Origin of the sequence: Mucilaginibacter sp. MD40 (assembly GCF_002288635.1) — a bacterium.
Lineage (GTDB): Bacteria > Bacteroidota > Bacteroidia > Sphingobacteriales > Sphingobacteriaceae > Mucilaginibacter.
In genome coordinates this window covers 2,683,097-2,700,201 of record NZ_NRSW01000001.1, presented here as the reverse complement: position 1 = coordinate 2,700,201, position 17,105 = coordinate 2,683,097, and the positions used below count along the sequence as shown (strand labels likewise).

The following is a 17,105-nucleotide window of genomic DNA, read 5'->3' as shown; positions in this document are numbered from 1 at the left end:
ATTAATTCAAAATATCAAAAAGCGGTTAGGCAACTAACCGCTTTTTTTATGAGTTCAAATTCGAAAAACTCACTTAATCAGTAAAATTGATCACTCTTTTACTGGATTCTTTTAATTCTCTAAATTCGGGTTCAGACAACTTAATTTATGAAAAGAGTAGTGGTGCTCACAGGAGCCGGAATAAGCGCTGAGAGCGGCTTGAAAACGTTTAGGGATAGCGATGGATTGTGGGAAGGTTACAATGTTGAGGATGTAGCTACACCCGAAGCGTGGACACGTAACCCGGAACTGGTGCAGCAGTTTTACGACGAGCGTCGCAAATCTGTTTTGGAGGCTGAGCCAAATGCTGCGCATTTTGCTTTAGCGCAATTGCAGGATAAATATGATGTGCAGATCATCACACAAAATATCGACGACCTGCATGAACGTGCCGGGTCTAAAAATGTGATGCATTTGCATGGTATTATCACCCGGTCGCAAAGCAGCATTAACCCGCGGCTTACTTACCCTATTGACGGCTGGGAGATAAAAATGGGGGAGACTTGCGAGTTGGGTTCACAGTTACGAGCGCATGTGGTTTGGTTTGGCGAGGCTGTACCCATGATTGAGCCTGCAGCGGCACTTTGCTCTCAAGCGGATATATTTATTTTAGTTGGTACTTCGCTGGCCGTTTATCCTGCGGCCGGACTGATCAACTATGTACCCCGAACGGTAATCAAATATATCATCGACCCTAATATCCCAACAGTCGCTAATCGGTCAATTGTGGAAATGCCCTTTAATGCAACCATTGGCGTGTCCATGCTGGTAGAGGAGTTGTTGGCTAATGAAAGCTAAATTTGGCTTTTTAGTGAGTAATTTTATGCCAAATTAAATTCGGTATAGAATTTATTAAATGCTTAAACTATTGATATTCAGTTTAATAAATGTTTTATTTAAATTATAATTCATAATGTAATTGAGAATCAATTTTTATGATTCATTCGTATTATACTTAATAGGCTGCCAAATTTAATTTGGCCGCATGCTTTTTAATTTTATAAGTTATTATAATACAGATATTTATTAATTCCAATCTCAATTAATAGTTATATCTATAATAAGCCTCGTGATAGTCTGTCCCCATTTCGGTAAAGCGTGCTGCAACCTTGGTAAGAAAAGCCTCATCGAGTATTTCAAATACAGAGTTTACGCCATCGGTCAGGTCCATCTCGGGCACTTTGTAGGTTTGCTCAAGTGTACCCTGTTCCATCTTTACAATGAATTTTTGGTTCATACTCATAATGGTGATTTTAAAATCAGGATGGGGTAGTTCTGCTATTACTCTCATTTCTATAGGTGCTTTTTAAAGAATATTTTTAGGATCTTAACTTATCAGCAGGCTTTCAATACCCAATCGGTAAGAGTGCATGCCAAAGCCGGCTATAACCCCTTTGCAACTGGCTGCTAACCTAGAATGGTGCCTGAATTCTTCACGCTTATATACATTGGAAATATGCACTTCTATAACCGGTGTTTTAATGGCAGCAATAGCGTCTGCAATGGCTATAGATGTGTGGGTATAGGCTCCGGCATTTAGTACGATACCGTCATAAGTAAAGCCTACTTCGTGAATTTTATTGATGATCTCGCCCTCAACATTGCTTTGGAAGTAAGCGATATCAATATTCTTAAAATGAGCCTTTAATTCGCTCAAATAACTTTCAAAGTCGGTATTTCCGTAAATAGACTTTTCGCGAACGCCAAGAAGGTTTAAATTTGGCCCGTTAATAATTTGTATATTCATTAGCTCAAACTTAGTTTATAAATCGTTAAAATTAAAATCAATTGGAGTGGTCGCCGGCGATAAAATTATTTAATACTTATCTTAAAATCGAAAGAATGCTTTCCGGCAATTCTGTAGAAGCATATATACGAGATATTAATAAGCTTTATCAGTTTGCGATTGCCTGTAAAGAAGGGCTGGCACCTGATAAGTTTACCCTTGGAGATTTGCGTGAGTTTATAAACTGGGTAAGCGAATTAGGTATGGTGCCCTCAACACAGTCCAGAATTATCTCAGGTGTTAAAGCTTTTTATAAATGTTTATTGCTTGACGATATAATATCCACCGACCCCTCTGAACTGTTGGAAGTACCGAAGATCCAGCGCAAACTTCCCGATACATTAAGCATAGAAGATATTAATGCTCTTATTGGAGCCATCGACTTGTCAAAACCGGAGGGCGGCAGAAATAAAGCCATGCTTGAAGTAATGTATAGTTGCGGGTTACGCGTGTCAGAATTAACGGAACTGCGCTTGTCAAACTTATCACTCGATAAGGATGATGAGTTTATTAAAGTTACCGGGAAAGGTAATAAGCAGCGTTTGGTGCCCATTGGAGGACAGGCTATAAAGGCTTTGAGAATATGGATAGAACAACTGCGTGTGCATGTGCCGGTTCAGAAAGGTGAAGAAGATATAGTTTTCTTAAACCGAAGGGGCCGTAGGTTAACGCGTGTATATGTTTTCCTGATGATAAAAGAACTGGCCCAGGTTATTGGTTTAAAGCAAAAGATCAGTCCGCACACTTTTCGCCATTCTTTCGCCACACATTTGGTGGAAGGCGGGGCCGACTTGCGTGCTGTTCAGGAAATGCTGGGGCATGAGAGTATTACTACTACCGAAATTTACACGCATCTGGACAAGGAGTTTTTAATGAGCACAATTATAGCCCATCATCCGCGTAGCTAAATTAAAACTTTACTGCTTTAATCATCCTGTCCCGGTCGGTAAGGTCTTTCTTCAACTCTATGTCTTTAAAGTAATTATTGGTTAAAAGATCAACCATCTCTTTGCCAAAAGCTTCGTTAATTTCAAAATATAATTCACCGCCTATCTTTAAGCTATTCAACGCGACCCGGACGATCGCTTTATAAAACAGCAGCGGTTCATCATCTGTTACAAATAAAGCTGTATGAGGCTCAAAATTTAATACGTTGCTATGCATAAGTATTTTATCTGTGCCGGTAACATAGGGTGGATTACTTACAATAATATCAAATTGGCTACCTGAAAGCTCATAATCTTGTTTAATGTTTAATATATCTCCCTGAATAAAGCTGACATCAACCTGGTTAAGTGTAGCGTTTTTGCGGGCAGTATTCAGGGCGTGTTCTGATATGTCAATAGCGCTTAACCGGGCATTGTTTAAATGCTTTTTAAGCGATATGGCTATGCATCCGGTGCCTGTTCCTATATCAAGTACGGAAATGGGTTGTTGTGCTTTTGATTTTTTATTGGCTAATATCCATTCTACCAATTCTTCGGTTTCGGGTCTTGGTATAAGTGTAGCCGGATTAACCAAAAAGCTCAGGCCGTAAAATTCCGCGGTCCCTAAAATATATTGTACCGGTTTACCTGTTTTTAACTCTTCGAGTATGGGGTGGATCTTCTCTAATATTTCTCCGCTCAGTTCGTCTTGTTCAAAAGCTTTAAGGCGCGACCGCTGCATACCGGTCATGTTTTCTAAAACCAGCATGGCAATGGCTATCGCTTCGTTAGACGAATAAAGATTTTGAAGATTGTTTTTAAAGGACAGTATTACATCCTTAATAGTTTTCATACAACAAAGTAACATAAAAGCTACTTTTGCACAATGGCGTTACCGGAAATATATATGCAGCGCTGCCTGGAACTGGCAGCTTTAGGTGCCGGCAAGGTAAGCCCCAACCCAATGGTAGGAGCTGTTATTGTTTATGAAGACAGGATAATAGGCGAAGGTTACCATCAAAAATATGGTGAAGCCCATGCGGAGGTAAACGCTGTTAAAATGGTGACAGACAACTATGTTAATTATACTGATCTGTTAAAAAAGTCTACCATCTACGTATCGCTCGAACCCTGCGCTCATCATGGTAAAACACCTCCCTGTGCCGACTTGATCATTAAGCATCAAATACCACATGTAGTAGTGGGCTGCCGCGATCCGTTCCCGTTGGTTGACGGTAAAGGGATTGAAAAATTAAAGCATGCAGGTATAAAGGTAACAGTAGGTTTGCTCGAAGCTGAATGCCTTGCCATGAACAAGCGCTTTTTTACCCGAGTACAAAAACAAAGGCCATATATTATACTTAAGTGGGCGCAAACCACTGATGGTTTTTTTGCCCCGGCAGATGGCTCTCAATATTGGATAACCGGTGCAGAAAGCCGTAAATTAGTACACCAATGGCGCTCAGAAGAAGATGCAATATTGGTAGGGAAGAACACAGTAGTGGCAGATAACCCTCTGCTTAACGTGAGGTATGCCGCCGGAAGATCCCCGAAGAGGATAGTGATTGACAGAAACCTGGAACTTGATACATCGTTAAATGTGTTCGATAATACAGTGGAAACCATTGTTTTTAACGAAAAGAAGTTTGCTATAGAAGGAAATGTTAAATACATCCAACTGGAAAGTTTTGATTACTATGTGCCGCAATACGTCATGTATCAATTGTACCTGCAGGATATACAATCTGTTATCATAGAAGGGGGAGCCACAACTTTGCAGCATTTTATTGATGCCGGGTTATGGGACGAAGCGCGTATTTTTACAGGTACATCCGTGTTAAATAATGGCATCAGGTCTCCATTTATAACCGACATAAATACAGATAACTATGTTGTTGGAAACGACCGGTTGCAGATCTGGACAAACCCACATTAATTTAAATTAAATGTTATACGTTTTTCTGAGTATTTGCTGTAGTGTTATTGTTTCGGTTTTGCTAAAACTGGCAAGGCGCTACCAAATAGATGTTTTTCAAGCCATTGTTTGGAATTACTCCATGGCTATGCTGTTAACCTGGTGGTTTTTTAAACCTGATGTGAAGCAGGTAGCTTTTAGCCAGTTACCTATTTGGCTGTATTTAGTTGTTGGTATACTGCTGCCGCTTATATTTTGGATCATGGCTGCTTCGGTACGTGTCGCGGGCATTGTCCGTACAGATGTAGCACAAAGGCTATCATTATTCATTTCGCTTTTTGCCGCTTTCCTGTTATTTGGAGATAGTTTTAACCTGGCAAGACTGGCTTGTTTCGTTATAGGTTTTGCCGCTATACTTTGTTCTATTCCCTGGCAAAAGCAAACAGCCAATCGCAAAGTAGTAAGCAACGCCTGGATATATTTGCTACTGGTATTTTTAGGTTTTGGCGCTATTGATATTTCCTTTAAAAAGGTGGCATCTTACACTGCTGTGTCTTATACAACGTCACTTTTCTTTATTTATATCCTTGCTTTTGCTATATCATTCGTTAGTTTGCTGGTAAAGGTATTCGTACATAAAACGCGCATTCATTGGGCACATATCATATTCGGATGGATTTTAGGTGTAGCCAACTTTGGGAATATATTGTTCTATTTAAAAGCGCACAAAGCGCTTTCTACAAGTCCATCGCTTGTTTTTTCTGCTATGAATATAGGCGTTATCACACTCGGTGCCGTTGTTGGTATGGTGGCCTTTCATGAACGTTTAAGTAAACTCAATAAACTGGGCCTGGCTTTGGCTATAATTTCTATCACGATGATCACCATCGTGAATATACTACACTGGTAATGCTTTTTGACGATACTTATAAAACCATATCTGCTCCTGCGGAAGCGATCTTTCGTGATAGGGGTAGTAAATTCCTGGCCTTCGCTTATCCTATAGCAGGCGAAGCAGATATAAAGCCCATTTTAATAAAACTTAGATCCGAACACCCCAAGGCTAATCATCACTGCTGGGCTATGCGCCTGGGTATCGACAGATCTGTGTTCAGAATAAATGATGATGGGGAGCCTTCAGGTACGGCCGGCCGGCCGATATTAAATACTTTGTTATCTAAAGATATTACCAATACACTGGTAATTGTAGTTCGCTATTTCGGCGGTACGCTTTTAGGCGTGCCTGGGTTAATAAATGCCTATAAGACCGCTACAGAGATGGTGCTTTTAGAAGCAACGGTAATTGAGAAAACCATCAACGATATATATAATATTACTTTTGATTATCCTCAAATGAACGATGTGATGCGCATTATTAAAGAAGAACAATTGCAGGTTTTAGATCAACGTTCGGAACTAAATTGTGCTATTCGTTTTTCTGTTCGTAAAACACAGGTGGAGGTAGTGATGAGCAGGCTCAATAAGCTTAGTGGTATCAAAATCAAATATGATTACAGCGGATGACATTAAGCTAAATCTAACCGAAAATTGCATCTCTTGAGGCGCCTTTTCCGCATAAAAATCCCTAAATTGCCAGCATATGCAATCATTTGAAATAGATAAATCAGACCTGCTGCGCATTAAAGCCGCGCTTGAGGGTGATGATGCTGAATTAGAGCGTGTTCTGAAAGAGTATCACGCCTCGGAGATCGCTATTCTATTTGAACGCCTTCCCCAGGAGGCGCGTGAACGCATTATCAATATCCTGCCCGCCGAAGAAGCGTCTGACGTGATCACCGAGATGACGGAAGAAAGTCACCCGGAAGAGCTGCTGGTTAACCTTGATCCTGAAAAGCGTTCGGAGATTGTTGAAGAATTGGATTATGACGTGGCTACAGATATCATCAGCCAGTTAGATGAAGAAGACCAACAGGAGATACTACAGGAAATAGACCAGGAAGACGCGACCAGTATACGCGCTCTTTTAAATTACGACGAAGATACTGCAGGTGGTATCATGAATTCGCAGGTGATCTGTGTGAATATCGGGCACGATAAAAAAGAGGCGCTCGATGAGATCATCCGGCAATCTGAGGAGATGGAGGAGTTTTATACTATCTACGTGGTTGATGAGCATAAAACATTGCAGGGCATCGTTTCCATAAAAGACCTGATAAAGGCCCGTGCCGAAATGCGGGTGCGTGATATTTATAAGCATGACCCTGTTTTTGTAAAAGCCGACCTTGACCAGGAGGAAGTGGCTAAGCTGATATCACAGTATAACCTTACAAGTATACCAGTGGTTGATGATCATATGAAGTTGCTGGGCCGCATTACGGTTGATGATATCATTGACGTAATGGAGGAGGAGAATACTGAGGATATCTTGAAAATTTCCGGTGTGTCTGAGGATGAGGAACTGAGCGGTAACTGGCAAGCCGCTGTTAAAAGCCGCCTGCCTTGGCTGGTAATTAACCTGGCAACCGCTTTTCTTGCCGCATCCATCATTCGTAACTTCGATGCGACTGTACAAACCCTTGCCATTATATCTGCTTACATGACCATTATTGCCGGAATGGGAGGGAATACCGCAACCCAGGCGCTTGCGGTTACCGTGCGCCGTATATCATTAAGTGACCTTACAGACAGGCAAGCTTATGACACTATTTTAAAGGAATCTTTGGTAGGTTTAATTAATGGTGCCTGTAACGGGCTCATAGTTTTTGCAGTAGCCTATTTTTATGATGCTAACCCGATGTTAGGGGTGGTGTTGTTTTTAGCTATGACCGGTAATCTGGTTATCGCGGGCATTACCGGTGCGGGAATACCATTGATTTTAAAACGCGTGGGGATTGATCCTGCCGTGGCATCATCAATTATCATCACCACGTTTACAGATTGTATTGGTTTTTTCCTGCCCTTATGGTTGGCTACTAAGCTATTATTATAATATTGATAATCAGTGGTTTTTATCAAACAAGCCTCCATGTAATGGAAATAGCAAATAATCTTTCAATATTTGCACTTCAAACGATAGTTCAACATTAATTAACGTTAACGTAATTTATATGACTGAAGTAAGATACGACTGGACCCAGGAAGAGATCTCAAAAATATACCACTCACCTTTATTAGACCTGATTTATCGTGCGGCGACTATTCACCGCGAGAATAAAGACTATTCCGAGGTACAGATCAGTTCACTGATCTCGATAAAAACAGGCGGCTGCCCCGAGGATTGCGCTTATTGCCCGCAGGCCGCGCGGTACAGTACCGGTGTTGATGTACATGCGCTAATGCCTAAAGAAGAGGTTGTAGCTGCTGCCAAACGCGCTAAGGACGGTGGTGCATCAAGGTTATGTATGGGTGCAGCATGGCGCGAAGTGCGCGATAATCGCGACTTTGACAAAGTACTGGATATGGTGAAAGCCGTAAACGAACTGGATATGGAAGTATGCTGTACTTTAGGTATGCTTACCGAAAACCAGGCGCAGCGATTGGCCGATGCCGGTTTATATGCTTATAACCATAACCTGGATACTTCAGAAGATGATTACAAGCGTATTATTACCACCCGTACTTATGATGATCGTTTAACTACGCTTGAACATGTGCGTAAAGCAAAAATATCAGTTTGCAGCGGTGGTATCATCGGTTTAGGCGAAACTACTGCCGACAGGATATCTATGCTTAAAACGCTTTCAAATCTGCCCAAACATCCGGAATCAGTACCGATCAATGCTTTGGTGCCTGTTAAAGGCACGCCATTAGCAGAGCAACCCCGTGTATCTGTTTGGGATATGGTGAGGATGATCGCTACTACGCGTATTATCATGCCTAAAACCGTAGTAAGGTTATCAGCTGGCCGTACTGAAATGAGCACTGTTGAGCAGGCACTATGTTTTATGGCTGGTGCCAATTCCATATTCGCCGGTGAAAAGTTATTGACCACGCCAAACCCTACATTTGATGAGGACATGTTCATGTTTGAGCTGTTAGGCTTAAAACCTCGCCAGGCATTCAAGAATGGCCGGCCTAATGAGCCCAAAGAGTTGCGCGAAATGAGTATTAACGAAGTGTTTTAATCATTTAGTAGATATACAAAATAAGGCCCTTGCATACGCAAGTGCCTTATTTGTTTCATGTTTGTGCTATAAAATGCCGCACTACTCATTAAACTAAAATATATCATTAATATTCTACAAACTGCTCATCAGGGTAGCACCAAAGCCATCGTTCGCCGGGTTGCGCAGAGGCAATAACAGGGTGGTTGCTTGCATTATAATGCTTGGTCATATGTTGCTCCGGTGATTGGTCGCAACAAAGCGTAGCGCCACAAGTTTGGCAGGTTCGTAAGTGAAACCAGGTTGTACCTTGTTTAATACATTCTTCGCAAACATGTTCATCGCTTAATTTTATTTGTGTGATGGCTTGCAGGTGCTGACAAAAGCCGGGATCTAACTCTGGCATACAGGTAATGTTTTTTTAAAGATAACAAAGCTCAATTATTTGAGCCTTACTTTTTAGAAAAATCGTGTCCCCAATTCTTTAAAGAATAATCCCAGTTAGAATCTTTGGCGTCTTTTGGTTTCTGCGCTAAATGACGTGAAACATATCCATGCACTTTTGCCATGTGTTTATAATCTGCTGCAGTTAACTCGCTCTTCTTTTTGTGAAGGATATCGATAATACGCTCACCAGATTTATGACCTATCGATTCACCATCGCCGCTATCCCATCCCACTTTTTTTGATTCTTCCGTTTTTAACCACTTCTCAAGAGCAGAAGCGCTCATGTTCACAGCATCCTTAAATTCTTTATAGGCCTTTTCATTCTTTCTTTTTTGCTTGTCTTGTTTTTCTGAGGTATTCATGGCAATGTTTATCTAACCGGTAACTAACATCATACCATCGTTAGGTAGATATTCCTAAAAGGAATTGAAATTTTTTTTCATTAAGACATAAATGCTAAAAATATTAGTATTTTTGAATTGTATGGATGCAGACAGGATAACCGAAAAACTGAATATTTTAGCTGATGCAGCTAAATATGATGTATCGTGCGCAAGTAGCGGCAGTAAACGTAAAAACGAAAACAAAGGTCTTGGTAACGCCAGCAATGGCATTTGCCATTCCTACACAGAGGATGGCCGTTGCGTTTCGCTGTTAAAGATCCTGCTTACTAATCATTGCATTTTCGATTGTGCTTATTGTGTTTCACGCAAGAGTAATGATATACAGCGTGCAGCCTTTACGGTGCAGGAGGTGGTTGATCTTACCATCAACTTTTACCGCCGCAATTACATAGAAGGATTGTTTCTAAGCTCAGGTATATTTAAGGATGCCGATTTTACTATGGAGCGTTTAGTTCGTGTAGCAAAGAAACTCAGACTGGAGCATAATTTTCATGGTTACATCCATCTTAAATCTATCCCCGGAGCCAGCGATGAACTGATGAACGAAGCAGGGCTTTATGCCGATAGGTTAAGTGTTAATTTAGAAATGCCCACTGAGGCTGGTTTAAAATTGTTGGCGCCCGATAAAAGCCATCAGGATATGATCAAACCAATGAGCTACCTAAAAAACGCTATCATCCAACACACCGAAGAAAAGAAACTTTTTAAAAAAGCTCCCATGTTTGCACCCGCTGGCCAGAGTACACAGGTAATTATTGGTGCCACGCCCGAGGATGATAACCAGATACTGCACTCAGCCAATTATTTTTATAAAAGTTTTAAACTGCGGCGGGTATACTATTCAGGCTATGTACCCGTGCTGGAAGACAGCCGATTGCCCGCACTTAATACCAGTGTACCCATGGTGCGCGAAAACCGGCTTTACCAGGCCGATTGGCTGATGCGTAATTATGGCTTTCATGTAAGCGAGATCGTAAACAATCAGCAGCCGCACCTTGATCTGGATATTGATCCTAAACTAAGCTGGGCTATCAGAAACATGCATGAATTCCCGGTGGATGTTAATCGGGCCGATCTGAAAATGATTTTACGTGTGCCCGGTATTGGTATATTATCGGCCCAGAAAATTGTTAGTGCACGTAAGTTTGGAAAACTTAACTGGGAGCATTTGAAAAGGATGGGGGTGAGTGTTAACCGGGCCAAATATTTTATTACCTGCCAAAGCAAAGAATTTGAGCGGAGGGATTTAACAGGCAGTGCCATCAAACAATTTATATTAGCTACTTCGCATAGTAAGTACAATAAGAATGTTCCAACTCAATTAAATCTGTTCTGATGACCACTCTAATTTACGATGGAACATTTGAAGGGCTGCTAACGGCTGTATTTGATGTTTACGCGCATAAATTAGGCAATGTGAAATTACATCAGGGCGAATATTTGGAGGGAACATTATTTGACGAAAAGTTGCACGTTGTTACAGATCAAACCCGTGCTGCCCGCGTGCTTAAATTATTAAAACTAAAATTATCTACACTTGGCGTTCAGCGGCTATATGCCGCTCATTTGGCAGAAATACCGGGGGAAGATAATAACCTACTTGGCTTTATCCGCTACGCAATTGATTCTCCTGAAAATATTGAAGAGGATTACGGAAATAAATATGTGATGCGCATATCAGAAATAGTGCGTATGGTGAGGCGCGAGAAACATCGTATGGAAGCATTTATCCGTTTTCAGAAACTGCGCGATGGTTTGTTCTATGCTGCAATTGAGCCGGATTTTAATGTGCTGCCCTTATTGATCAAACATTTCAAAAGCCGGTATGCGGACATGAAGTGGATGATTTATGATCTTCGCCGTAAATATGGCATTTACTACGATCTGCATGATACGCAGTTTATTACGCTCGATTTTGCTGAAAGTAACCGACAGACTGATATTGTTGCTGCCTATACTGAAGACGAAAATATGTACCAGCATCTTTGGAAAAACTACTTTAAGAGCGTTAACATCGCTTCACGCAAAAATACCAAGCTGCATGTGAGGCATATTCCCAAGAGATACTGGAAACATTTGACAGAAAAAATATAGGGCTTAGCTTTTAGAAATACTTAATGACTTAAAATGCAGCCTTTATGTTAACAACCGTAAATGTTAAAAAGCTTGCACAATCACGTTTGTTGAACTAAATACCATGTTGATAACTATCAAATAAATGTTAATAAAGTGTTTGAAATAAACACTTGACATGTATATTAAAAAGTCCCGATATTGTAATTATCAAGAACGACGTACTTTGACAGCCTCACAGGATAACACAAACTGAATCGGGTGAACTTTCGGGCGAACTAAAGATCAGGGGCGTGCCTGAATTACGAAAAAGGAGCAAAGTGCTACGGCACTTTACCCGGAAGGTAATTAGCGGGGTATTATTAATAAGCCAGATAATTCTACGGAAAGATAGGGCTTAAATAATGATCGCAGCAGGAATCGGCGTTAGCGTAACAATGAGAAATCGGTATTCACTACAGAAGAAGATGATCAGTGTTGCACGGAACGATGACAGTGTCGACTTTCCATCGGGAGGAAAGGCAGATCAGTATCCGCAAACATTAAAGCTACCATGCTCGCAAGAGCAGGAATAAGTTCAGGTTTGGCAGGGTATGATATAGCCGCCTCCGCAAGGTAACAGACAATGGGCATTGTATACGTACCAACAAATTGATCCGTCATTACTCGCAGAGAATAAAAGATAGATCAGCGTTCGCAGCATAACAACGAGGAGAGCGGGTCGGTTAAAGATCACACAAAACTTGATGCTTCACAAGGGCTACGGCCAATGTGAGGGAAGGAAAAACGGAAGTCGTTTCGCAAGAGAGGCTTCCGTTTTCCATTTTATATGATTTTAACACTTAAATGAAATTTAAAATTTATCAAACTCAACTATCTACTCAAGAATTTCTGCAATTACTGGTTGAGCAGTTCCCGGCGGTAAAAGACGATGTTCTTGATGAAGATTATGAGGGGTTGATAACTCTTCAAGTGAAATTTTTCACCAAGTATGCCAATAACTGTATTTCAGCAGGTCGTTTAGACGAGGTAAGGAGAGTTTTTGAATTCTTTGAAGCGGTATTGGGTAAAGTTAATAGCGACATAAATAATGCACTACACGTTACTTTCTTAAAGCGTCTCGATCTTGACGACGATAACGTTAATGCCCGTGAGGCCAGGAAATTAATTAAGCCTGAACATCTTTCGATTTTTCGTGAATTGGGTAAATGGTCAAATAAGCCATTAAGCTGATACGAAGCTTAGTGCCTTTCTAACAATCGTATCGTTTTCAACATTTGCTGTCACATCCTAAATCAAATTCCTATTTTGTCAGTATGAAGGAATCTACAGGAAAAACAGACGGAAAAAAGAAAATATTTGTGCTGGATACCTCAGTTATCCTCTACGATCACAACGCCTTCGAAAATTTTCAGGAGCATGATGTTGCCATTCCTATACAGGTATTGGAAGAATTGGACAACATGAAAAGCGGTAATGATACACGCAATTTTGAGGCACGTAGTTTTATTCGCATCATGGATGACCTGGCAAAAAGTCGCCTTATCAACCAATGGCTGCCGCTTAGCGGTAAGAGCAGGGGTCAGTTTAAGGTTGTACTGGATACCACAAACGCCAGTGCCGATGCCGAACTGGTATTCGGTTCGGATAAAACCGATCATCGTATACTTAATGCCGCCTTAGGCGTTCAGTTTGAGCATCCCGACCGTAAGGTTATTCTGGTATCAAAAGATATATGCTTACGCCTAAAGGCAAAGGCGCTAAATCTGTTCGCTGAAGATTACGAAACGGGTAAAGTCAAAAACCTGGAAGAGCTATACAGTGGAAAAACCACGCTTAACAAGGTTACAGAAAAAGTTTTAAGTAAGCTTAACAAGTCTGAATCCATCCCGGCGGATGCCGTAAATATCCCCCACGAAGCGGGTAATCACTTTGTTATCCTGAATGGAAAAAATAATACAACGGCTGCATTTTATAATTCCCAAACAAAGCTTTTAGAAAAAGTTGAAGAGCAGCCTGTATTGAACATAGCGCCCCGAAACCTGGAGCAGGCGTTTGCTATTCATGCTTTGCTTCATCCGGACATCAAACTGGTTACCATACAAGGTAACGCAGGTACCGGAAAAACATTGCTGGCGCTTGCCAGCGCTTTAGAGCAGCGTAAAAATTACCGGCAAATATTTGTTACCCGCCCAACTATTCCGCTAAGTAATAGAGATATTGGCTTTTTGCCAGGAGATGTATCATCAAAAATAGACCCCTACATGGCACCTATATGGGATAATTTGAAATTTATAAAAGACCAGTTTGTTGATGACGCCAAGATGCAGGCTAAGTTAGATGAACTGGTTACGAATGATAAGATCTCGATCACCCCGCTGGCGTTCATTCGCGGGCGTACGCTAAGTAAGATCTTTTTTATTGTAGATGAGGCCCAGAACCTTACGCCGCACGAAGTAAAAACCATTATCTCAAGAGCTGGTGAGAATAGCAAATTTATATTTACCGGTGATATATACCAGATAGATACGCCATACCTTGATGCCGAAAGTAACGGTTTATCGTACCTGATTGACAAAGCAAAAGGCCATCCGCTTTATGCACACATTACCTTGCAAAAAGGCGAACGCAGCGAACTTGCCAACCTCGCCAACGACCTTTTGTAATTAATTACGCGGGCGCTTAGGATTATAAGCAACCAAATATTGCAACTCATCTAATTTAATGGTTTGTTTATTCGCTGCTTCCTCTTCCTGGGTCAATGGCAAATTCAGCTTAGTTTTTATCGAGTGCATTACCTGCAGCATTATATCCGGCGAAATTTTTGCCACGTTATTCGGGTAAAAATCACGCTGGATCCTGGTTTTGCCTACCATGCTTTGCATGCTTAATTCCCAGTTCTCCTCAGGTTTAAAGCCATGTTCTTTTGCAAGATTTGCCAGGTCATATAAATACCTGCTGGTTTCAAATTTTATATCTTTATCAGTCATGTTATTTCTTTTTAACAGGTAAAACTGCCGATACCGAATTTTTGCCCGACTGATAATCAGACTGCTTTTTATTGACATTAACAGACGGCGCTTTTTTGTTCTCTCTTGAACTTTTTTTCTCTTTACTCATTATATATAAGTTAAATTTTCAACGGCAAAAAATACTTCAGCCGCTTTCTTTTTGTAGCAGAATGCCTTAAGGAGGTTTTTAAAGGTAACCTTTATATATTGAAAATCAGTGCTTTTTTAATTTTATAGCTTATCCGTCCTGTTAACTCGCTACCATACAGCGCTATAGTTTCAAACATCATTTAAAATATCGTTAAATATTTTTATTTTAAGTAAAATTTGATTTAATTGATTACCTTGCGTGCTTAAATAAAACAAATAATGCAAAAAGAAGGAACAGTAAAGTTTTTCAATACCACAAAAGGTTTTGGATTTATTTCTCAGAGTGAAAGCAGAAGCGATGTTTTTGTACACTCAACTGGCCTCATTGACGAAATTCGTGAAAACGATAAAGTAACGTTTGATGTAGAAGAAGGCAAAAAAGGCCTTACAGCGGTAAATGTAAAAGTAATTTAAAAAATCACTATAAAATTTCATCGTAGCACCTGCCTAACCGGCAGGTGCTTTTTGTTTAATTAAAATCCGGTAAATAAAATATGGCTAAATCACAGGCAACATTCATGAAGAAACAACTCGAAAAAAATCGCCAGAAAAAAAAAGAAGATAAAGCCCAGCGCAAGCAAGAGCGCAAAGAGAGTGGTAGCAGTGCGGAAGAAATTGCTTACGTTGATGAATTTGGCAATCTTACATCTACACCACCGACTCAAAAACAAGCTTCTCGGGATGAAGATAAAAAGAATTAATTATCGATAACCTTAGCTAAAGCATTTCCCCAATTTTGTCCCAGTAGCTTAGCGCCATTTTTGTTGGGATGCAGGTAAAATATTCCCTGATGGCCTTGCTCAGGGATAAAAAGCTGCAGATAATTTTTCTTAAAATCACCAAAGCCATTTTTGTAGCCCGAATATACTTGTCCAGGCTTGGAGGTACGGTAATCCTGTACCAAAGCATTTATTTGAGGGAAGTAGCTCTGTAAACGATTTAAGCCTGCCTGCAAATACATAGCGCCATTGTAGGTGTTAGGGCTGTAATAAATAGGGTAGTTGAAAATGATTTTGCTTTTGGGATAACGTTTCAAAAGGCTATCGGCAGTGCTTTTCAGGTTGTTGCGATATTGCTCAGTCGAGGCAGGAGCGCCATAAGGGCCATTTATCGCGCTATCATTAGTGCCAAGCATGACAGAGAAGATCAACTGTGCAGAACTGTCACTGTAAAAAGTATCCGCATCTTTCAATACTTTTTCAAAGTCGGGCTCTCCCGGTAAAAAGTTTTTGGTAGTATATCCGCTAACGCCACGGTTGGCCTCTACGAATTGAGTGGATTTAAATTTCTCTTTTAAAGATGTCAACGCATAAACTGACGGCTGTAAGTCTGGCTTGTTTTGGCCGTAGGTAATACTATCACCGATAAACACAATGTTTACTTTAAGTGGTTTGGCTATGGTAAAGGCCAATAAACCCAAAGAAAATATTGCAATCGCTGCTCTTTTAAAGTGCTTTTTCATGATGATACGTTATTCACTTTTATAAAGCGCACCCGCTTTCTCGGCTGATGTTTTAATACCTTTTATTAGTGCTGAACTAAAGCCATTGTGCTCCATCTCGTTTAGCCCGGCTATGGTGCAACCCTTTGGAGAAGTAACCTTGTCAATTTCCTGCTCCGGGTGCGATGATAATTGCAACAGCAGGTCGGCGGCACCTTTGGCCGTCTGTGCCGCCATTTTAAGCGCATCATGCGCATGAAAACCAATCTCTGTGCCACCTTGAGAGGCAGCACGTATTGAACGCAGGAAGAAGGCGATACCGCAGGCACACAAGGCTGTTGCAGAAGTCATTAACTCCTCGTTGATCTGTATGCTAACACCTACCGTATCAAAAAGCGATTTCACCAAGCTGATATTTTCAGGCGAGGCCGTATCAGTTGCAATGCATGTCATACTATGGCCTATTGCTATAGCCGTATTTGGCATGGCGCGTATCACCTCAACATCGACCGCTAATTGATCACGAATATCCTGGCAGCTTACACCAGATACCACAGAAATAAGTAAATGCTTAGTATGGCTAACCGCTGGTTTTATCTCATCAAGCAGCTTATTGAGTTGCTGTGGCAAAATAGCCAATACAACAATATTCGCCTTAGTTACTGCCTCGGCATTGTTCGCTGTAACGTTGTAGCCTTCCGCGGCCAAATTATCTAAAGCTGCCACATTACGGCGAGTCAGTGTAATTTGCGACGGCGAAAAAATGCCAGCCTTCACTAACCCCTTGGCTAAAGCCAAACCAATATTACCGCTGCCTAATATGGCTATGTGTTGTTTCGTTTCCATGTT

Annotated in this window: 23 protein-coding genes; 14 read left to right on the top strand and 9 right to left on the bottom strand. The window is 40.9% G+C overall.

The annotated features are described in order from the left end of the window. Positions 1-147 precede the first annotated feature (147 nt). The gene (locus CKK33_RS12235) at positions 148-837 is read left to right on the top strand and encodes a Sir2 family NAD-dependent protein deacetylase (protein ID WP_095704374.1); all 690 of its coding nucleotides are present in this window, start codon (positions 148-150) and stop codon (positions 835-837) included. A 244-nt stretch (positions 838-1,081) separates the two neighbouring features. On the opposite strand, the gene CKK33_RS12230 is transcribed toward CKK33_RS12235, so the two are convergent. Both CKK33_RS12230 and aroQ read right to left on the bottom strand, forming a co-directional pair. Continuing rightward, positions 1,082-1,330 (bottom strand): hypothetical protein, encoded by a 249-nt coding sequence (locus CKK33_RS12230; protein ID WP_095704373.1) that lies wholly within the window; start codon positions 1,328-1,330, stop codon positions 1,082-1,084. 36 nt (positions 1,331-1,366) lie between these two features. Beyond that, positions 1,367-1,786 (bottom strand): type II 3-dehydroquinate dehydratase, encoded by a 420-nt coding sequence (aroQ, locus tag CKK33_RS12225; RefSeq protein ID WP_095704372.1) that lies wholly within the window; start codon positions 1,784-1,786, stop codon positions 1,367-1,369. Between the two features lie 41 nt (positions 1,787-1,827). Between aroQ and CKK33_RS12220 the strand changes: the two genes are divergently transcribed. Further along, a complete protein-coding gene (locus CKK33_RS12220) occupies positions 1,828-2,733 on the top strand; it encodes a site-specific tyrosine recombinase (RefSeq protein WP_095704371.1) in 906 nt (301 codons plus the stop codon). Position 2,734: 1 nt separating this feature from the next. Here CKK33_RS12220 and prmC read toward each other — a convergent pair whose 3' ends face one another. After that, on the bottom strand, positions 2,735-3,604 hold the full coding sequence (gene prmC / locus CKK33_RS12215; protein WP_158223433.1) for a peptide chain release factor N(5)-glutamine methyltransferase: 870 nt from the start codon (positions 3,602-3,604) through the stop codon (positions 2,735-2,737). Positions 3,605-3,637: 33 nt separating this feature from the next. Between prmC and ribD the strand changes: the two genes are divergently transcribed. The 5 genes from ribD (at position 3,638) to bioB (ending at position 8,751) form a co-directional block, all read left to right on the top strand. Then, entirely contained in the window at positions 3,638-4,687 is a 1,050-nt protein-coding gene (gene ribD, locus CKK33_RS12210) for a bifunctional diaminohydroxyphosphoribosylaminopyrimidine deaminase/5-amino-6-(5-phosphoribosylamino)uracil reductase RibD (protein WP_095704369.1), read from the top strand. 10 nt (positions 4,688-4,697) lie between these two features. After that, positions 4,698-5,576, top strand: coding sequence for a DMT family transporter (locus CKK33_RS12205; protein WP_095704368.1), 879 nt, complete (start codon positions 4,698-4,700; stop codon positions 5,574-5,576). Further along, entirely contained in the window at positions 5,576-6,190 is a 615-nt protein-coding gene (locus CKK33_RS12200) for a YigZ family protein (RefSeq protein ID WP_095704367.1), read from the top strand. The genes CKK33_RS12205 and CKK33_RS12200 overlap by 1 nt, the downstream gene beginning before the upstream one ends. Positions 6,191-6,266: 76 nt before the next feature. Beyond that, complete coding sequence (gene mgtE, locus CKK33_RS12195; protein ID WP_095704366.1) at positions 6,267-7,616, top strand: magnesium transporter; 1,350 nt, start codon at positions 6,267-6,269, stop codon at positions 7,614-7,616. Positions 7,617-7,734: 118 nt separating this feature from the next. Continuing rightward, on the top strand, positions 7,735-8,751 hold the full coding sequence (bioB, locus tag CKK33_RS12190; RefSeq protein WP_095704365.1) for a biotin synthase BioB: 1,017 nt from the start codon (positions 7,735-7,737) through the stop codon (positions 8,749-8,751). 106 nt (positions 8,752-8,857) lie between these two features. On the opposite strand, the gene CKK33_RS12185 is transcribed toward bioB, so the two are convergent. Together CKK33_RS12185 and CKK33_RS12180 are read right to left on the bottom strand one after the other, a co-directional pair. Continuing rightward, positions 8,858-9,136, bottom strand: coding sequence for a UBP-type zinc finger domain-containing protein (locus tag CKK33_RS12185; protein WP_095704364.1), 279 nt, complete (start codon positions 9,134-9,136; stop codon positions 8,858-8,860). 46 nt (positions 9,137-9,182) lie between these two features. Continuing rightward, positions 9,183-9,539, bottom strand: a complete 357-nt coding sequence (locus CKK33_RS12180) for a DUF3140 domain-containing protein (RefSeq protein ID WP_095704363.1) — start codon at positions 9,537-9,539, stop codon at positions 9,183-9,185. A gap of 91 nt (positions 9,540-9,630) precedes the next feature. Between CKK33_RS12180 and CKK33_RS12175 the strand changes: the two genes are divergently transcribed. The 5 genes from CKK33_RS12175 (at position 9,631) to CKK33_RS12155 (ending at position 14,320) form a co-directional block, all read left to right on the top strand. Beyond that, positions 9,631-10,917, top strand: a complete 1,287-nt coding sequence (locus tag CKK33_RS12175; RefSeq protein ID WP_233138205.1) for a putative DNA modification/repair radical SAM protein — start codon at positions 9,631-9,633, stop codon at positions 10,915-10,917. Then, positions 10,917-11,675 carry a TIGR03915 family putative DNA repair protein gene (locus tag CKK33_RS12170; protein WP_095704361.1) on the top strand — a complete coding sequence of 253 codons (759 nt, stop codon included), beginning with the start codon at positions 10,917-10,919 and terminating at the stop codon, positions 11,673-11,675. Before CKK33_RS12175 ends, CKK33_RS12170 begins: the two co-directional genes overlap by 1 nt. 416 nt (positions 11,676-12,091) lie before the next feature. Continuing rightward, positions 12,092-12,229: a hypothetical protein gene (locus CKK33_RS19530; RefSeq protein ID WP_158223432.1), complete on the top strand. Its 138-nt coding sequence runs from the start codon at positions 12,092-12,094 to the stop codon at positions 12,227-12,229. 271 nt (positions 12,230-12,500) lie between these two features. Then, positions 12,501-12,887, top strand: coding sequence for a hypothetical protein (locus CKK33_RS12160; protein ID WP_095704359.1), 387 nt, complete (start codon positions 12,501-12,503; stop codon positions 12,885-12,887). Positions 12,888-12,970: 83 nt separating this feature from the next. Beyond that, positions 12,971-14,320 (top strand): PhoH family protein, encoded by a 1,350-nt coding sequence (locus CKK33_RS12155; RefSeq protein ID WP_095704358.1) that lies wholly within the window; start codon positions 12,971-12,973, stop codon positions 14,318-14,320. Here the strand turns inward: CKK33_RS12155 and CKK33_RS12150 are convergent, their stop codons facing one another. Then, entirely contained in the window at positions 14,321-14,644 is a 324-nt protein-coding gene (locus CKK33_RS12150; protein WP_095704357.1) for a hypothetical protein, read from the bottom strand. A gap of 1 nt (position 14,645) precedes the next feature. Beyond that, positions 14,646-14,774 (bottom strand): hypothetical protein, encoded by a 129-nt coding sequence (locus CKK33_RS19815; protein ID WP_255404597.1) that lies wholly within the window; start codon positions 14,772-14,774, stop codon positions 14,646-14,648. Positions 14,775-15,034: 260 nt separating this feature from the next. On the opposite strand from CKK33_RS19815, the gene CKK33_RS12145 reads away from it, so the two are divergent. Further along, positions 15,035-15,229, top strand: coding sequence for a cold-shock protein (locus CKK33_RS12145; protein ID WP_095704356.1), 195 nt, complete (start codon positions 15,035-15,037; stop codon positions 15,227-15,229). A 104-nt stretch (positions 15,230-15,333) separates the two neighbouring features. After that, complete coding sequence (locus tag CKK33_RS12140; RefSeq protein ID WP_233138204.1) at positions 15,334-15,516, top strand: hypothetical protein; 183 nt, start codon at positions 15,334-15,336, stop codon at positions 15,514-15,516. On the opposite strand, the gene CKK33_RS12135 is transcribed toward CKK33_RS12140, so the two are convergent. Together CKK33_RS12135 and proC are read right to left on the bottom strand one after the other, a co-directional pair. Next, a complete protein-coding gene (locus CKK33_RS12135; protein WP_095704354.1) occupies positions 15,513-16,277 on the bottom strand; it encodes a GDSL-type esterase/lipase family protein in 765 nt (254 codons plus the stop codon). The genes CKK33_RS12140 and CKK33_RS12135 overlap by 4 nt on opposite strands. 9 nt (positions 16,278-16,286) lie before the next feature. Further along, the gene (gene proC / locus CKK33_RS12130; RefSeq protein WP_095704353.1) at positions 16,287-17,102 is read right to left on the bottom strand and encodes a pyrroline-5-carboxylate reductase; all 816 of its coding nucleotides are present in this window, start codon (positions 17,100-17,102) and stop codon (positions 16,287-16,289) included. Positions 17,103-17,105 lie beyond the last annotated feature (3 nt).

Coding starts and splice junctions, on each gene's coding strand:
- CKK33_RS12235 (WP_095704374.1), top strand. CDS start 148: ATGAAAAGAGTAGTGGTGCTCACAGGAGCCGGAATAAGCGCTGAGAGC.
- CKK33_RS12230 (WP_095704373.1), bottom strand. CDS start 1,330: ATGAGAGTAATAGCAGAACTACCCCATCCTGATTTTAAAATCACCATT.
- aroQ (WP_095704372.1), bottom strand. CDS start 1,786: ATGAATATACAAATTATTAACGGGCCAAATTTAAACCTTCTTGGCGTT.
- prmC (WP_158223433.1), bottom strand. CDS start 3,604: ATGAAAACTATTAAGGATGTAATACTGTCCTTTAAAAACAATCTTCAA.
- ribD (WP_095704369.1), top strand. CDS start 3,638: ATGGCGTTACCGGAAATATATATGCAGCGCTGCCTGGAACTGGCAGCT.
- CKK33_RS12205 (WP_095704368.1), top strand. CDS start 4,698: ATGTTATACGTTTTTCTGAGTATTTGCTGTAGTGTTATTGTTTCGGTT.
- CKK33_RS12200 (WP_095704367.1), top strand. CDS start 5,576: ATGCTTTTTGACGATACTTATAAAACCATATCTGCTCCTGCGGAAGCG.
- mgtE (WP_095704366.1), top strand. CDS start 6,267: ATGCAATCATTTGAAATAGATAAATCAGACCTGCTGCGCATTAAAGCC.
- bioB (WP_095704365.1), top strand. CDS start 7,735: ATGACTGAAGTAAGATACGACTGGACCCAGGAAGAGATCTCAAAAATA.
- CKK33_RS12185 (WP_095704364.1), bottom strand. CDS start 9,136: ATGCCAGAGTTAGATCCCGGCTTTTGTCAGCACCTGCAAGCCATCACA.
- CKK33_RS12180 (WP_095704363.1), bottom strand. CDS start 9,539: ATGAATACCTCAGAAAAACAAGACAAGCAAAAAAGAAAGAATGAAAAG.
- CKK33_RS12175 (WP_233138205.1), top strand. CDS start 9,631: ATGCTAAAAATATTAGTATTTTTGAATTGTATGGATGCAGACAGGATA.
- CKK33_RS12170 (WP_095704361.1), top strand. CDS start 10,917: ATGACCACTCTAATTTACGATGGAACATTTGAAGGGCTGCTAACGGCT.
- CKK33_RS19530 (WP_158223432.1), top strand. CDS start 12,092: ATGAGAAATCGGTATTCACTACAGAAGAAGATGATCAGTGTTGCACGG.
- CKK33_RS12160 (WP_095704359.1), top strand. CDS start 12,501: ATGAAATTTAAAATTTATCAAACTCAACTATCTACTCAAGAATTTCTG.
- CKK33_RS12155 (WP_095704358.1), top strand. CDS start 12,971: ATGAAGGAATCTACAGGAAAAACAGACGGAAAAAAGAAAATATTTGTG.
- CKK33_RS12150 (WP_095704357.1), bottom strand. CDS start 14,644: ATGACTGATAAAGATATAAAATTTGAAACCAGCAGGTATTTATATGAC.
- CKK33_RS19815 (WP_255404597.1), bottom strand. CDS start 14,774: ATGAGTAAAGAGAAAAAAAGTTCAAGAGAGAACAAAAAAGCGCCGTCT.
- CKK33_RS12145 (WP_095704356.1), top strand. CDS start 15,035: ATGCAAAAAGAAGGAACAGTAAAGTTTTTCAATACCACAAAAGGTTTT.
- CKK33_RS12140 (WP_233138204.1), top strand. CDS start 15,334: ATGAAGAAACAACTCGAAAAAAATCGCCAGAAAAAAAAAGAAGATAAA.
- CKK33_RS12135 (WP_095704354.1), bottom strand. CDS start 16,277: ATGAAAAAGCACTTTAAAAGAGCAGCGATTGCAATATTTTCTTTGGGT.
- proC (WP_095704353.1), bottom strand. CDS start 17,102: ATGGAAACGAAACAACACATAGCCATATTAGGCAGCGGTAATATTGGT.